This is a genomic window from Streptomyces sp. CNB091, assembly GCF_000377965.1.
Map to the genome: position 1 here is coordinate 284,357 of NZ_KB899000.1, position 14,242 is coordinate 298,598.

General features: G+C 71.7%; 15 protein-coding genes and 1 pseudogene. 7 read left to right on the forward strand and 9 right to left on the reverse strand.

The annotated features are described in order from the left end of the window. The first annotated feature begins 31 nt into the window (after positions 1-31). A complete protein-coding gene (locus tag D581_RS0120850) occupies positions 32-1,012 on the forward strand; it encodes a helix-turn-helix domain-containing protein (protein ID WP_018959146.1) in 981 nt (326 codons plus the stop codon). 59 nt (positions 1,013-1,071) lie between these two features. Here D581_RS0120850 and D581_RS0120855 read toward each other — a convergent pair whose 3' ends face one another. The 7 genes from D581_RS0120855 to D581_RS0120890 form a co-directional block, all read right to left on the reverse strand. Beyond that, entirely contained in the window at positions 1,072-1,809 is a 738-nt protein-coding gene (locus D581_RS0120855) for a D-Ala-D-Ala carboxypeptidase family metallohydrolase (RefSeq protein ID WP_018959147.1), read from the reverse strand. A 171-nt stretch (positions 1,810-1,980) separates the two neighbouring features. Next, complete coding sequence (def, locus tag D581_RS0120860) at positions 1,981-2,619, reverse strand: peptide deformylase (RefSeq protein WP_018959148.1); 639 nt, start codon at positions 2,617-2,619, stop codon at positions 1,981-1,983. 115 nt (positions 2,620-2,734) lie between these two features. Beyond that, positions 2,735-3,730, reverse strand: a complete 996-nt coding sequence (locus tag D581_RS0120865; RefSeq protein ID WP_018959149.1) for a tetratricopeptide repeat protein — start codon at positions 3,728-3,730, stop codon at positions 2,735-2,737. Between the two features lie 297 nt (positions 3,731-4,027). After that, a complete protein-coding gene (gene rsrA, locus D581_RS0120875) occupies positions 4,028-4,348 on the reverse strand; it encodes a mycothiol system anti-sigma-R factor (protein WP_018959150.1) in 321 nt (106 codons plus the stop codon). Then, positions 4,345-5,001, reverse strand: a complete 657-nt coding sequence (locus tag D581_RS0120880) for a sigma-70 family RNA polymerase sigma factor (RefSeq protein WP_007458152.1) — start codon at positions 4,999-5,001, stop codon at positions 4,345-4,347. Before D581_RS0120880 ends, rsrA begins: the two co-directional genes overlap by 4 nt. A 335-nt stretch (positions 5,002-5,336) precedes the next feature. After that, on the reverse strand, positions 5,337-5,978 hold the full coding sequence (locus D581_RS0120885) for an alpha/beta hydrolase family protein (RefSeq protein WP_018959151.1): 642 nt from the start codon (positions 5,976-5,978) through the stop codon (positions 5,337-5,339). A gap of 113 nt (positions 5,979-6,091) precedes the next feature. Then, positions 6,092-6,907, reverse strand: a complete 816-nt coding sequence (locus D581_RS0120890) for an SOS response-associated peptidase (RefSeq protein ID WP_018959152.1) — start codon at positions 6,905-6,907, stop codon at positions 6,092-6,094. Positions 6,908-6,960: 53 nt separating this feature from the next. Here D581_RS0120890 and D581_RS0120895 point away from each other — a divergent pair, with 53 nt between their 5' ends. The 4 genes from D581_RS0120895 to D581_RS0120910 all read left to right on the forward strand — a co-directional run bounded on the left by D581_RS0120895 (position 6,961) and on the right by D581_RS0120910 (position 10,587). Continuing rightward, on the forward strand, positions 6,961-7,674 hold the full coding sequence (locus D581_RS0120895) for a M50 family metallopeptidase (RefSeq protein WP_018959153.1): 714 nt from the start codon (positions 6,961-6,963) through the stop codon (positions 7,672-7,674). A gap of 104 nt (positions 7,675-7,778) precedes the next feature. Next, entirely contained in the window at positions 7,779-9,131 is a 1,353-nt protein-coding gene (gene aroA, locus D581_RS0120900) for a 3-phosphoshikimate 1-carboxyvinyltransferase (RefSeq protein ID WP_018959154.1), read from the forward strand. 3 nt (positions 9,132-9,134) lie between these two features. Continuing rightward, entirely contained in the window at positions 9,135-10,151 is a 1,017-nt protein-coding gene (gene rsgA, locus D581_RS0120905; RefSeq protein WP_018959155.1) for a ribosome small subunit-dependent GTPase A, read from the forward strand. 112 nt (positions 10,152-10,263) lie between these two features. Next, positions 10,264-10,587 carry a DMT family transporter gene (locus D581_RS0120910; protein ID WP_010061553.1) on the forward strand — a complete coding sequence of 108 codons (324 nt, stop codon included), beginning with the start codon at positions 10,264-10,266 and terminating at the stop codon, positions 10,585-10,587. On the opposite strand, the pseudogene D581_RS1000000139890 reads toward D581_RS0120910, so the two are convergent. Next, positions 10,544-11,159: pseudogene (locus D581_RS1000000139890) on the reverse strand (TetR/AcrR family transcriptional regulator). The gene D581_RS0120910 and the pseudogene D581_RS1000000139890 sit on opposite strands and share 44 nt — an antisense overlap. A 124-nt stretch (positions 11,160-11,283) precedes the next feature. Between D581_RS1000000139890 and hisN the strand changes: the two are divergent. Next, on the forward strand, positions 11,284-12,084 hold the full coding sequence (gene hisN / locus D581_RS0120915; RefSeq protein WP_018959156.1) for a histidinol-phosphatase: 801 nt from the start codon (positions 11,284-11,286) through the stop codon (positions 12,082-12,084). A 198-nt stretch (positions 12,085-12,282) separates the two neighbouring features. Continuing rightward, entirely contained in the window at positions 12,283-12,681 is a 399-nt protein-coding gene (locus D581_RS0120920; RefSeq protein ID WP_018959157.1) for a CBS domain-containing protein, read from the forward strand. Between the two features lie 90 nt (positions 12,682-12,771). Here the strand turns inward: D581_RS0120920 and D581_RS0120925 are convergent, their stop codons facing one another. Next, positions 12,772-14,241, reverse strand: a complete 1,470-nt coding sequence (locus D581_RS0120925) for a catalase (protein WP_018959158.1) — start codon at positions 14,239-14,241, stop codon at positions 12,772-12,774. Between the last annotated feature and the right edge of the window lies 1 nt (position 14,242).

The window sequence follows — 14,242 nt, forward strand, 5'->3', positions numbered from 1 at the left end:
TGAGGCATCAAATAGCTGCCACACTCACACCATGCTGACCAATGTCGCCGCCCTCCTCCTCGACGAGGTCCACCCCTTCGAACTCGGCGTCCTGTGCGAGGTGTTCGGACTGGACCGCAGCGAGGAGGGCCTGCCGGTGCACGACTTCGCGGTGGTCTCCGCCGAGGGGCCCGTCCTGAACACCCACGCGGGCTTCACCATCTCCACGCCGCACGGCCTGGAGCGGCTGGAGGAGGCCGACCTCATCGCCGTGCCGGCGGGCAGCCACTTCATACGGCGGGAGTATCCCGAGGAGGTGCTCGACGCCCTGCGCCGGGCCGTCGCGCGCGGCTCACGGGTGCTGAGCGTGTGTTCGGGGGCGTACGTGCTGGGCGCGGCCGGGCTGCTGGACGGCCGCCGCTGCACCACGCACTGGCGGCACGCGGCGGAGCTGTCGCGGCGCTTCCCGAAGGCGATCGTCGAGCCGGACGTGCTGTACGTGGACGAGGGCGCGGTGATCAGTTCGGCGGGCACCGCCGCCGGGATCGACGCGTGTCTGCATCTGATCCGGCAGGAGTACGGCCAGGAGGCGGCCAACACCCTCGCCCGGCGGATGGTGGTGCCGCCGCACCGGGACGGCGGGCAGGCGCAGTACATCAGCCGCCCGCTGCCCCGGAGCTCCTGCGACACGGTCGGCTCGACCCTGGTCTGGATGGAACAGCACCTCGACCAGGAAATGAGCGTGGAGCAGCTGGCGGCGCTGGCGCACATGTCGCCGCGCACCTTCGCCCGGCGGTTCCAGCAGGAGACCGGGACCACGCCCTACCGGTGGCTGCTGCGGCAGCGGGTGCTGCTGGCCCAGCACCTGCTGGAGACCTCCGACCTGACGATCGACACGATCGCGGGGCAGACGGGGTTCGGTACGGCGGCGACCCTGCGACACCAGTTCGTGCGGTCGCTGGGCACCACGCCGAACGCCTACCGCCGCACCTTCCGGGGCCCGGCGACCGCCTCCGTGCCCGACGTCGCCTGAGCGCGCCGGGCACGGAGGGGCCTGCGGGACGTGCGGGAAGGTGCGGGGGGGCAGGAGGGTCAGATACCGCAGCTGGGCGCCGACCAGAAGCGGCTGGGGCCCTGGTTGACGTGCACGTGGTCGTTGTGGCCGCTGTAGCCCGGGCCGAGGATGCCCCGGAAGCCGTGGTAGCGGGCCTGCTTGGCCAGCGTGCACAGCGAGTGCGGGGAGGCGCCGAGGTCGACCGCGTCGCCGTACATATGGCGGCTGTTGGAGGCTCCGCCCACGGCGGCGTTGCAGGAGACGGAGCGGAAGCCGCTGGTGACCCGGATGGACTGGTCGCCCAGCGCGTGGCGCAGTGCCTCCAGCTTCCACATGCTGCTCAGCGCGTTGGCCTTGGCCGTGCCCGCGGCGACCTTCCCGCCGGCCCAGGTGCTGTTGCACTTGTTGAGCTCGGGGTACGTGAAGTGGATCGGCGTGCAGTCGTTGTCCTGGAGCGCGTAGAGCTTGGACTGGGTGGCGGGGCCGGCGATCCCGTCGGCCGCCAGGCCGTAGGCCGCCTGGAACCGCTTGACGGCGGCGGTGGTGGCGGGGCCGTAGGAGCCGTCGATGGCGAGCACCGCGTTGTAGCCCGGGTAGCCGGCCACCCGGATCTGGAGCTGGGTGACATCGTTGCCGGTGGCCCCGGCCTTCAGGGTGCGGTTCCAGGTGTAGCAGCCGTCGGCCTGGGCGGTGCCGGCGGTCAGCACCGCACCCCCCAGAGCGAACGTAATGGTCATGACAAGTCCGAGCAGAACGCGTGCGGTGCGTCTCAGCACAGGGGTCTCCCTCTGAACGTCACGGTCGATGTGCAGGCGAGCCTGGCGCAGACAGCTACGCGCGTCAACTACGTCCGGGGAAACTGCAGTTATCTGCCAGGGGTGGAGCGGAAACCGACAGGGACCCGGCACCGGCGAACCGGTAACGGGTCCCTGCGGAGGCGTCCGTCCTCAGGCGTTCGGGACGACCTCGTAGCGCGGAGTGCCCTCGTCCATCTGCCGCAGCGCGTCCTTGCGCTCCCGCTTGGAGAGCCGGTCGATGTACAGGTAGCCGTACAGGTGGTCCGTCTCGTGCTGGAGGCACCGCGCGAAGTAGCCGCTGCCCCGCACCTTGACCGGATTGCCCTGCGCGTCCTGCCCGCGCACCACCGCGTAGTCCGGGCGGGCGAGCGAGGCGTACGCGGTCGGGACCGAGAGGCAGCCCTCGTTGGAGTCGTCCAGCACCCGTGCCTCGGGGGCCAGCTCCTCCAGGACCGGGTTGCAGATGACGCCGGTGTGGCGCACCCCGTCGTCGTCGGGGCAGTCGTAGACGAAGACCTTCAGGTCCACGCCGATCTGGTTGGCGGCCAGGCCGACGCCCTCGGCCGTCTTCTGGCTGGCGAACATGTCGTCGATCAGCCGCGCCAGCTCGTCGTCGAACGCGGTGACGTCCTTGCACTCCTTGTGCAGCACCGGGTTGCCCACGACCGTGATCGGACGGGAGGTGCCGCGCTCGCGGTAGGCCGCCTCGCGCTCCTCGCAGTCCTCCGTGTCGACGAGGAACCCCTCGTCGTCCACTCCGATCCGCCCGTCCGTCTCCTGCTGCGACATGTCCGCCGTACGCCTTCCTGCAAAACCTCAGACTCGGTGACCCGAGCGCCCGGGTACTCGGGGCGCTCGGAGGAACAGCACCGCGATCGGTGCGCCTACAGCCTACGGGCAGAGGTCAGCAGACTTCTTCGAGATCCCGCCACTCACGGCTGTCCGGGCTGTCGGCGACCCAGCCGTCCAGCAGCCCGCGCACCAGCCCGGCGGGGGCCGCGAGACCGCACTCGCGCTCCGGGACCCACAGGTCTCCGGCGCCCGCGGTGCGGTGGCCCAGCGGCCCGGGGTGGCCCGGCTCGCTGTGATCGTGCGGGTCCAGGTGCTCCCCGTCGCCCTCGTCGCTCTCCATCCGGCTCTCCGAGCACGCCCGGCACAGCAGCCGTACGGAGGAGGACCAGTCCTCGGCGGCGAACCCGGCGTCCGAGGCCAGCTTCTCCAGCGCGTCCCGGTCGTCCTCGGTCGCCGCCTCCAGCAGCACCACCCAGGTCGGCACCGGTGAGGGAGCCCACAGCTCGATCTCGTCGAACACCGGATACGAGGGCCCGGCCGCGGTGACCCGCTCGCCGTTGGGCACCCCGTCGTGCAGGACGACCTCGCCCCAGCGCCGCCCGGAGGACGGCAGGGGGATCGAGAGCACCTCGATCCGGGCCGGGTCGAGCCGGCGGCCCCAGACCACCTCGGCCTCGCCCTCCGGCGAGAGCCGCACGGCGGCGCTGCCCAGCTCCATACCGGTCGGCTCGGTGGTGGCCGCGCTGTGCTGACCGCCGCCGGGGACCTTCAGGCCGTACGCCTGCCAGGCCCGCCGCGCCAGCGGCCAGTCCTGGAGCGCGGTGGCCGCGATCCCGACGTTCCACCAGTCCGGGGCGCCCGACTCCCGGTCGAGCAGCGCGACGGCCCGCAGGCCCGCCGCCCTCGCCTGCTCCCAGTCGTGCCGGAACTTGTGCAGCAGCGCCAGATTGAACCAGGACTCCGAGAGCCAGGGCTCCAGATCCGCCGCGCGCGTCAGCAGCGCCCCCGCGTCCTCGTACCGGCCGTCGCCGATCAGCGTGAACGCGCGGTCCGTGGCCTGCCGCCAAGAGGCGGACGGCCGATGCCGTACCTTCCCGAAGATCCTCACGATTCCCGCCTGTCCCGACTGGACACCCTCGTCATCCGCTCTGCTTTCGCATCCAACCATGCCCGGCCGGACGCCCGCTCATTACCCATGGGTTACCCAGCTCCGGCCAAGTCAGACCGCCCGCGCGAGGGCGCGTCCCAGAGCCTGGGCCACCGGTTGCCGGTGGCCGCGCCCGGTGCCGGGGCCGAGCCGCTCCAGCGCTGCCCCGGACATGCGGGGGCCGCTGTGCCCGGGCGATCGGGGCACAGCGGCCGTCCCACCGGATCTCAGGGATCCGCCGGTGCGTCTGCGGGGGAACTACTCGGCGGCGGACGCCGACCGGTCGGTGTCCTGCACGGTCAGGTCCTGCTCGGGCACGGCCTCGCCGGCCCGGATCAGGTCGATCCGGCCCATCACCTTGGAGCGCAGGTCGGTGGGAACGTCGTCCTGCCCGCAGCAGCGCTTGACCAGCTTCTTCACGGCCTGTTCGAGGCCGTACTTCTCCAGGCACGGGGAGCACTCCTCGAAGTGCACCTCGAACTTGGTGCAGTCGCCCTCGGGCATCTCCCGGTCGAGAAACTCGTAGAGATGGTCGAGGACCTCCGAGCAATCCGTCTCGTGCGGCTCTCCGCAACTCATGAGGCCGAGCCCTTCCGATCGTCCGAGTCACCGGCGCCGGCCGCGACGAGCCCGCGCTCACGGGCGTAGTCCTCCAGCATGCCGCGCAGCTGGCGGCGGCCACGGTGCAGCCGGGACATCACCGTACCGATGGGAGTCCCCATGATGTCCGCGATCTCCTTGTAGGCAAAGCCCTCGACATCGGCGAGATACACGGCGATGCGGAACTCCTCGGGAATCGCCTGGAGCGCCGACTTCACGTCGGAGTCCGGGAGATGGTCGAGCGCCTGGGACTCCGCCGAACGCAGACCGGTCGACATGTGCGACTCGGCCCGTGCCAGCTGCCAGTCCTCGATCTCCTCGGCGGCACTGCGCTGGGGCTCCCGCTGCTTCTTGCGGTACGAGTTGATGAAGGTGTTGGTCAGAATGCGGTACATCCACGCCTTGAGGTTCGTACCCTCACGGAACTGGTGGAAGGAGCCGTACGCCTTGGCGTAGGTCTCCTGGACCAGGTCCTCGGCATCGGCCGGGTTACGCGTCATGCGCAGCGCGGCCGAGTACATCTGGTCGAGAAAACCGAGGGCGTCCCGCTCGAAGCGCGCGTTGCGCTCGGCGGACGTCTCCGGTGCACGGCCGTCGTCGGTCCCTGTGTCGGTCCCAGTGACCGGACCCACCTCCTCCAACGATGTGGCGGAGCCGAAACCGGACCCGCTCGCATCGGAGAATAGTCGACCTTGCTTCGAGACGGGCGCTCGATCAGCACCGCCCGGCGGCCGCTCGTGGCTGGTCCTCGCCGCGGGCAGCACGGTCCACTCCAGGTCAGCGGCGTTCGAGCGGCTGGGGCAGATGGTCGAACCCATGCGACGGACTCCCTCTCCACGTTGTTCGGCGTACCACGTGTCCGTACCCGTACCTGTACCGACGTCCCGAACAACAGCGCCCCCGGGCGGAGCATTCCCGGGGCCTGTGCCACGTGTGTGAGGCCCGGGTCACCCCGGGGCCGATCCGGTCAGCCGAGTGACGCGATCCACCCGGCCACCGCGTCGGTGAGGACGCGCATCGTCCGCTCCTCGGTCTGCCCGGACCTCTTCGGCACCGCGAACCCGTGGTCGCCGTGGGCCACTTCGGCCAGCTCGTACGGGCCGGGCGGGAACTCGTCGGGCCGGCCGAACGGATCGTTGCCGCCCTGCACCACCAGGGTGGGCACTCCGGCGCCGAGCAGTTCGCCGGCGCGGGACTTCTCGGGTCTGCCCGGGGGGTGCAGCGGGAAGCTGAGCGCGAGGACGGCGGCCGCGCCCAGCTCCGTCGCCGTACGGCAGGCGACCCGGGCCCCGGCGCTACGGCCCCCGGAGACGACGGGAAGCCCGGGGGCGGCCAGGGCGGGCCACAGACCGCGCCAGCCGGTGTCCAAGGTCTTCGGGGCGGGCGCGACCTTCTTTCCGGCCACCCGCCAGGGCTGCTCCACCAGGGCGACGGTGACGCCGTGCCCGGGCAGAGCCGCGGCCAGGGCCTTCAGGTCGCGGGCCTCGATGCCGCCGCCCGCCCCGTGGCTCACGGCCAGCACGAGGCGGGGCGCGGGCGCTCGGACCCAGGTGATCCGGGCCTCACCGGCGTCGGTGGTGACGTTCTGCGTACGTGGTTGACGGCTCACGCCGCCATCCTCTCCCGCGCGGCCACCCGGCTCCCGCGCGCCGTTCAAAACAGCTCCCGCGCGCCGCTCGGAACGGCTCCCGCGCGCCGCTCGGAACGGCTCCCGCGCGCCGCTCAGAACAGCGTGGACTCCTCCGGCGCGGCCAGCTCCTCCAGCAGTTCGGGTCCGTTGTTGCGCACGTTGCTGACGGTGGTGGCGACCGGGTAGGCACGCATCAGCCCGCCGGGCGGCGGCTCCAGCAGCGCGCGCAGCTCGTCGAGGCCCGTGTGCGTGGGGTCCAGCCAGGCGTCCCAGCGGTCGGGGGTGAGCATCAGCGGCATCCGGGGGTGGATGTCGGCCAGCGCACCGGGCCCCTCGGCGGGGGCGACGGCCAGCGGGGCGGTCTCCGCCTCGGTGGTGATCACCGAGCACGTCACCCACCAGGCGTGTCCGTGGTCGCCGGGCAGGGTCGCGTCGCGCCAGAACTCGTACAGTCCGGCCATGGCGAAGACCGACCCGTCGGCGGGGGTCACGAAGTACGGCTGCTTGCGGGCCCGCTTCTTGCCCTTCGTCTCCTCCAGCCGCCGTTCCTCCGAGCCGGTGACCCACTCGTAGTAGCCGTCGGCGGGCAGGATGCAGCGGCGCTGGGCGAAGGCGCGGCGGAAGGAGGGCTTCTCGTGCACGGTCTCCGCGCGGGCGTTGATCATCCGGGCGGCGCCCTCGGGGGACTTCGACCAGGACGGCACGAGCCCCCATCTCAGGGCGCGCAGCTGGCGAACCGGACGCTGGTCGTCGGCGTCCTTAACAGGACGCTCCAGAACCGCGTAGACCTCTTTGGTCGGCGCCACGTTCCAGTCCGGCTCCAGGGCCTCCGTGGGTTCCCACTTCTCGACGCCGAAGAGCCCGGTCAGGTCCTCGGGGTTCCGGCTCGCCGCATACCGTCCGCACATAAGTGCCAGACTGCCACGACCGCCCACCCCGACCGCAAGGAGCCGCCCGGCCGATGAACAGCACCGAATTGGGCGATCTGTGGGATCGCGTCACCGGAACCCAGTCCGCTCCCGAGCAGTGGCTGGTGGTGGTGACGGCCACCTTGGCGCTCATCGCCGTCGTGCCGAATCCGATATGGCGGCTCGCGCGCAACACCATCACCATCGCGCACGAGGGCGGCCACGGTCTGGTGGCGCTGCTCACCGGGCGGCAGCTCTCCGGCATCCGGCTGCACTCGGACACCAGCGGCCTGACCGTGAGCCGCGGCAAGCCGACGGGGATCGGCATGATCCTCACGGCGGCGGCGGGCTACACGGCCCCCTCGCTGCTGGGCCTGGGGGGTGCCTGGCTGCTGACCAACGGCAGGATCACCCTCCTGCTGTGGGTGGCGACGGCCCTGCTCGCGGTGATGCTGGTGATGATCCGCAATGTGTACGGGGCCCTCACCGTCATCCTGACCGGCACCGCGTTCCTGCTGGTGTCCTGGCTGGCCTCCTCGGACGTCCAGTCGGCGTTCGCGTACGCGGTGGTGTGGTTCCTGCTGCTGGGCGGCGTGCGGCCGCCGTTCGAGCTCCAGTCCAAGCGGCGCCACGGCGGCGCCCCGGACTCCGACGCGGACCAGCTGGCCCGGCTGACCCACGCCCCGGCGGTGCTGTGGCTGTTCCTCTTCCACGCGGTATCGCTGTGCTCGCTGATCGGCGGCGGGCGGTGGCTGCTGGGGTGGTGAGGGCGGGTTGGGCCGCAGCGGTCCGCACCGCTCCTTCGTTACGGGACGGTTTCCGCCCTTTTGGTGATGATCCGGGTTTGCGGGGAGCCACTAAAGTAAGGGCCATGACCGAGAGTTCCGTGCACCCCGCCCTCTGGCCCGCCCCCCACGCGAGCGGCGCCGTCGACGCGACCGTCACCGTGCCCGGATCCAAATCGGTCACCAACCGCGCGCTCGTGCTCGCCTCGCTGGCCGCCGAGCCGGGCTGGCTGCGCCGCCCGCTGCGCTCCCGCGACACCCTGCTCATGGCCGACGCGCTGCGCGCCATGGGCGTCGGGATCGAGGAGACCGTCTCCTCCTCGTCCGCCTCCAGCCCGTCCGCCGCGGCCTCCCCGGACAGTTCGGGCGAGGCCTGGCGGGTCATCCCGGCGGGGCTGCACGGCCCGGCGGCGGTCGACGTCGGCAACGCCGGCACGGTCATGCGCTTCCTGCCGCCCGTCGCCACACTCTCCGACGGCCCGGTCCGCTTCGACGGCGACCCCCGGTCCTACGAGCGCCCGCTGACCGGCGTGATCGAGGGGCTGCGGGCGCTCGGCGCGCGGATCGACGACGACGGGCGCGGGGCGCTGCCGCTGACCGTGCACGGCGGCGGGGCGCTGGAGGGCGGCCCGGTGGCGATCGACGCCTCGTCCTCCTCGCAGTTCGTCTCGGCGCTGCTGCTGTCGGGACCGCGCTTCAACCAGGGCGTGGAGGTCCGGCACACCGGGTCCACGCTCCCCTCGATGCCGCACATCCGGATGACCGTCGACATGCTGCGGGCCGTCGGCGCGCAGGTGGACGAACCGGAGACGGGCGGCGAGCGAGACGTGTGGCGGGTCTCCCCCTCCGCGCTGCTCGGCCGGGACCTGACGATCGAGCCGGACCTGTCCAACGCCCAGCCGTTCCTGGCCGCGGCCCTGGTGACCGGCGGCCGGGTCACGATCCCCGACTGGCCCGAGCGCACCACCCAGCCGGGCGACGCGCTGCGCGAGATCTTCACCGCGATGGGCGGCAGCTGCGAGCTGACCGAACGCGGGCTGACCTTCACCGGCACGGGCCGTGTCCACGGCATCGACGTGGACCTCGGCGAGGTCGGCGAGCTGACCCCGGGCATCGCGGCGGTCGCGGCGCTGGCCGACTCCCCCTCCACGCTGAGCGGCGTCGCCCATCTGCGGCTGCACGAGACGGACCGGCTGGCCGCGCTGACCAAGGAGATCAACGAACTGGGCGGCGACGTCACCGAGACGGCCGACGGGCTGCACATCCGCCCGCGCCCGCTGCACGGCGGCGTCTTCCACACGTACGACGACCACCGCATGGCCACCGCCGGGGCGATCATCGGCCTGGCGGTGAAGGGCGTGGAGATCGAGAACGTGGGCACGACCGCCAAGACCCTGCCGGACTTCCCGGACATGTGGACCGGAATGCTCGGAGCCTAGAACATGCGCCGTTACGGGAAGAACCCCGACGAGGACGACATCCGCGTCCGCCCCAACCGCAAGGGCAACCGGCCGCGTACGCACATCCGGCCCAAGCACGAGGACGCCGAGGACGGCATGGTCCTCACCGTCGACCGCGGCCGGCTCACCTGCCTCGTCGAGGGCCGGACCGTGGTGGCGATGAAGGCCCGCGAGCTGGGCCGCAAGGCCGCCGTGGTGGGCGACACCGTCTCCATCGTCGGCGACCTCTCCGGCGAGAAGGACACCCTGGCCCGGATCGTGCGCATCGCCCCGCGCCGCACGGTGCTGCGCCGCACGGCGGACGACGACGATCCGTACGAGCGCGTGGTCGTCGCCAACGCGGACCAGCTGGCGATCGTCACCGCGCTGGCCGACCCGGAACCCCGCCCGCGCATGATCGACCGCTGTCTGGTGGCGGCGTACGACGGCGGCCTCACCCCGCTCCTGGTACTGACCAAGTCGGACCTGGCGTCTCCGGACAAGCTGCTGGAGGCGTACACCCCGCTGGGCGTCCCGTACATCGTGACCAGCCGCGAGGAGCTGGAGAGCGGGGACGCGGCGGACCAGGTGCGCGAGTTCCTCAACGACCGCGTCACCGCCTTCGTCGGGCACTCCGGGGTCGGCAAGACGACGCTGGTCAACGCCCTGGTGCCGCCGGAGCGGCGACGGACCACCGGCATCGTCAACGCGGTCACCGGCCGGGGGCGGCACACCACCACCTCGGCCCTCGCGCTGCCGCTGCCCGGCGACCGGGGCTGGGTGGTCGACACCCCGGGCGTGCGCTCCTTCGGCCTGCACCACGTGGACCCGTCCCGGGTCATCAACGCCTTCCCGGACCTGCAACCGGGCACCGATAACTGCCCGCGCGGCTGCACCCACGACGAGAACCAGCCGGAGTGCGCGCTGGACGCCTGGGTGGCGGAGGGGCACGCCGACCCGGCACGCCTGGACTCCCTGCGCCGGCTGCTCGCGACCCGCGAACGGCGCGAGGGCGACTGACGGCTCGTCCGGCCGGATTCAGCCAGGGCGGCGCGGGCATGTTTGCGAGCTTCAACAAACGGTAAAGGCATAATCGCACCGAAGCCGTCACCTACGCGGGAGGCAACTGACGATGCCCTGGCTGCTGGTCGTGGTCGCAGGACTGCTGGAGACCGGCTTCGCCGTGTGTCTGAAGCTCTCCCACGGATTCACCCGGCTCTGGCCGACGATCGCGTTCGCCGCGTTCGCGCTGGGCAGTTTCGGTCTGCTGACCCTGGCGCTGAAGAAGCTCGACGTCGGTCCGGCGTACGCGGTGTGGACCGGGATCGGGGCGGCCGGGACGGCGATCTACGGCATGATCTTCCTCGGTGACGTGGTCTCCACGCTGAAGCTGGTGTCGATCTCGCTGGTGATCATCGGGGTGATCGGCCTCCAGCTGTCCGGCTCGGCCCACTGAGGCCCACCGGAACCGCGGCCTGCGCCCCTTCCCGTACGAGTCCGAGCGCACGGTTGTCCGCGGCGTCGTCGCCCGGCACCGGAACGATCACACAGGACAGCGCGAGGCGTAACGCGATCTCGCAGCGCCCGGCGGCGGCCCCGGGCGACACCGCCGCCATCCGGTCCCGTACGAGCGCGAGCAGCTCCCCGGGGGCCGGCGGCGGTCTCCCGCCCGTACCTCCCCCGGGGCCCGGCAGATGTTCCGGGGGGCAGCCCCTCCGCCCAGTACCCCGTGAGCAGCGCCTTGACCAGCACGTCCTGGCGGGCGGCCCGCACCGTCCAGAGCGCGACGGCGGCCGGACGGTCGGGGGCGGGGGCGGTCAGGGCACGGTCCACCCCGGCGAGATAGCCGTCGGCGGCCCGTCGCAGCAGGGCCCCGGCCAGTCCGCCCTTCGTGCCGAACTCGTTGTAGAGGGTCTGCCGTGAGACTCCTGCCAGGGCCGCGACGTCGACCATGCGCACCGTGCGCCAGGGCCCCTCGTCCAGCGCCCTGAGGGCGGCGTCCAGCAGTGCCTGCCGTGCTGTCGGCATCGTCGCCTCCCCGGCCCCGGGACCCTGCGGTTCAGAGTTGACGCGCTCCCGGGGGCTGTCAAGGGCCCCGGGAGGCACGGGGGCGCTGTAGCCCGCGCCCGGCGGCGCTGGATACTGTGACGGCATGCCCGACTACCACGATGATCTGCGCCTGGCCCACGTACTGGCGGACGCCGCCGACGCGGTGACGATGGACCGGTTCAAGGCTCTCGACCTGAAGGTGGAGACCAAGCCGGACATGACGCCGGTGAGCGAGGCCGACAAGGCCGCCGAGGAGCTGATCCGGGGCCACCTGCAGCGGGCCCGCCCGAGGGACGCGATCCTGGGCGAGGAGTACGGGATCGAGGGCAGCGGACCGCGGCGCTGGGTGATCGACCCGATCGACGGCACCAAGAACTACGTGCGCGGCGTACCGGTGTGGGCGACGCTGATCTCGCTGATGGAGGCGGGCGAGGAAGGCTTCCAGCCGGTGATGGGCGTGGTCTCCGCGCCGGCGCTGAACCGGCGCTGGTGGGCGGCGAAGGGCGCGGGCGCTTTCACCGGCCGCAGCCTCACCTCCGCGACCCGGATGCACGTGTCGAAGGTGGAGCGGATCGCCGACGCCTCGTTCGCGTTCTCCTCGCTGGCCGGCTGGGAGGCGCAGGGCCGGCTCGACGGCCTCCTGGACCTCACCCGGGCCTGCTGGCGGACCCGCGGCTACGGGGACTTCTGGCCGTACATGATGGTCGCCGAGGGTTCCGTGGACATCTGCGCGGAGCCGGAGCTCTCGCTGTGGGACATGGCGGCGACCGCGATCATCGTGCAGGAGGCGGGCGGCCGGTTCACCTCGCTGGACGGGGTGGACGGTCCGGGCGGCGGAAACGCGGCGGCCTCCAACGGGCCGCTCCACGACGAACTGCTGGGCTATCTGAACCAGCGGTACTGACCGCCCCTCTCGGGTTTCATCCCAGACCGTACGGTCCGCAAGACGTGCCGGGGCGCGTTATGTGCTTTTCGGGCGCCCTCCCCACGCTTCACCCACCCCTTGTCGACCCGCCCCAAGGGTGCGACTCTGAGAGTCCCCCCACTTGTGAACTTGTGAATCGACTCACGGAGTCGGCTCGCCGAGGAGGTGGCTCGTTACATGCTCGTCCGTGACGCCATGAGCACGGTGGTCCTCACCATCGGCCCCACGCATACGCTCCGCCAGGCGGCCCGGCTGATGTCGGCCCGCCGCATAGGGGCAGCTGTCGTCCACGATCCGGACACCTGCGGGCTCGGCATCATCACCGAGCGCGACATCCTCGACGCGCTCGGATCGGGGCTGGACCCCGACCGGGAGACCGCGTCCGCCCACACCACCACCGACGTGGTGTTCGCCGCCCCGGCCTGGACGCTGGAGGAGGCCGCGGAGGCCATGACGCACGGCGGGTTCCGGCATCTGATCGTGCTGGACGGCGACGGGCCGGTGGGCATCGTGTCGGTGCGCGACATCATCCGCTGCTGGGCGCCCGTCCGGCGTACGGTCGCGGCCGCCGGCTGACCGCTCGCCCGGCGTGCGGTCGGCGCGGGAACGACCGGTGGGCCGGACCCCGCGAGGGGATCCGGCCCACCGTCGACGGCAGGCGTCCGGTCAGCCGCGGAGGGCCTGGACCGCGGCTTCCAGCCGCTTGCCGAAGTCGCCGTCCGCCTGGCGGAAGTTGTTGATCGCGCGCTCGGCGATGTCGTCGCGCGAGACCTTGGCGATGAACCCGGCGAGGTTCTCGATCAGCCGGGTCTTCTCGTCCTCCGAGTAGAGCCGGTAGAGGTTGCCCGCCTGTACGAAGTCGTTGTCCTCGGCGTGGACGGCGGCCTCGGTGTTACCGGTGGCGCCGGTGACCGGGAGCGGCTGCCACAGCGGGCGGTCCGTCTGGGACGGGCCGCCGAAGCTGTTCGGCTCGTAGTTCTTGGCGCCCTGGTGACGGCCGTCGTAGAGGAAGCCGTCCCGGCTGTTGGTCCGCGCCTCGGTGGCGTGCGGGCGGTTCACCGGCAGGTGGTCGGCGTTGATGCCGACGCGGTAACGGTGGGCGTCGCCGTACGCGAAGAGCCGGCCCTGGAGCATCTTGTCCGGGGACGGGCCGATGCCCGGCACGAAGTGCGCGGGGCTGAAGATCGACTGCTCGACCTCGGCGAAGATGTTCTGCGGGTTGCGGTTGAGCTCCAGCTTGCCGATCTCGATCGGCGGGTAGTCCGCGTGCGGCCACACCTTGGTGAGGTCGAACGGGTTGAAGCGGTAGCCGGCCGCGTCCGCCGCGGGCATGATCTGGACCTGCACCGTCCAGGACGGGAAGTCACCGCGCTCGATCGACTCGCGCAGATCGCGCTGGTGGCTGTCGGGGTCGACACCGGAGAGCCGGACGGCCTCCTCCGTCGTGAGGTTCTTGATCCCCTGGTCGGTCTTGAAGTGGTACTTGACCCAGAAGACCTCGCCGGCCTCGTTGTTCCACTGGAACGTGTGCGAGCCGTACCCGTTCATGTGGCGCAGCGTGGCCGGGATGCCGCGGTCGCCGAAGAGCCAGGTCACCTGGTGCGTCGACTCGGGCGAAAGACCCCAGAAGTCCCAGACGTTGTCCGCCTCCTGCGAGCCGGTGTACGGGTCGCGCTTCTGGGTGTGGATGAAGTCGGGGAACTTGATGGCGTCCTTGATGAAGAACACCGGGGTGTTGTTGCCGACGAGGTCGTAGTTACCCTCTTCGGTGTAGAACTTCAGCGCGAAACCGCGGGGGTCGCGCACGGCGTCGGCCGAGCCGAGGTTGCCCGCGACGGTGGAGAAGCGCAGGAAGGTCTCGGTCTGCTTGCCGACCTCGGAGAGGAACTTCGCCCGGGTCCACTGCGAGACGTCGCGGGTCAGCGTGAAGGTGCCGTACGCGCCGGCGCCGCGGGCGTGCACGATCCGCTCCGGGATGCGCTCGCGGTTGAAGTGGGCGAGCTTCTCCAGCAGCGCCTGGTCCTGGACGAGAACCGGACCGCCGACGCCAGCGGTCTCGCTGTTCTGGTTGTCGGCTACCGGCGCGCCGGCCTCCGTAGTGAGCGGTCCCTGCGTCACGTGCGCCTCCTGCGTCATG

Coding starts and splice junctions, on each gene's coding strand:
- rsrA (WP_018959150.1), bottom strand. CDS start 4,348: ATGAGTTGCGGAGAGCCGCACGAGACGGATTGCTCGGAGGTCCTCGAC.
- def (WP_018959148.1), bottom strand. CDS start 2,619: ATGTCGCAGCAGGAGACGGACGGGCGGATCGGAGTGGACGACGAGGGG.
- D581_RS0120890 (WP_018959152.1), bottom strand. CDS start 6,907: ATGTGCGGACGGTATGCGGCGAGCCGGAACCCCGAGGACCTGACCGGG.
- D581_RS0120925 (WP_018959158.1), bottom strand. CDS start 14,241: ATGACGCAGGAGGCGCACGTGACGCAGGGACCGCTCACTACGGAGGCC.
- rsgA (WP_018959155.1), top strand. CDS start 9,135: ATGCGCCGTTACGGGAAGAACCCCGACGAGGACGACATCCGCGTCCGC.
- D581_RS0120895 (WP_018959153.1), top strand. CDS start 6,961: ATGAACAGCACCGAATTGGGCGATCTGTGGGATCGCGTCACCGGAACC.
- hisN (WP_018959156.1), top strand. CDS start 11,284: ATGCCCGACTACCACGATGATCTGCGCCTGGCCCACGTACTGGCGGAC.
- D581_RS0120920 (WP_018959157.1), top strand. CDS start 12,283: ATGCTCGTCCGTGACGCCATGAGCACGGTGGTCCTCACCATCGGCCCC.
- aroA (WP_018959154.1), top strand. CDS start 7,779: ATGACCGAGAGTTCCGTGCACCCCGCCCTCTGGCCCGCCCCCCACGCG.
- D581_RS0120850 (WP_018959146.1), top strand. CDS start 32: ATGCTGACCAATGTCGCCGCCCTCCTCCTCGACGAGGTCCACCCCTTC.
- D581_RS0120910 (WP_010061553.1), top strand. CDS start 10,264: ATGCCCTGGCTGCTGGTCGTGGTCGCAGGACTGCTGGAGACCGGCTTC.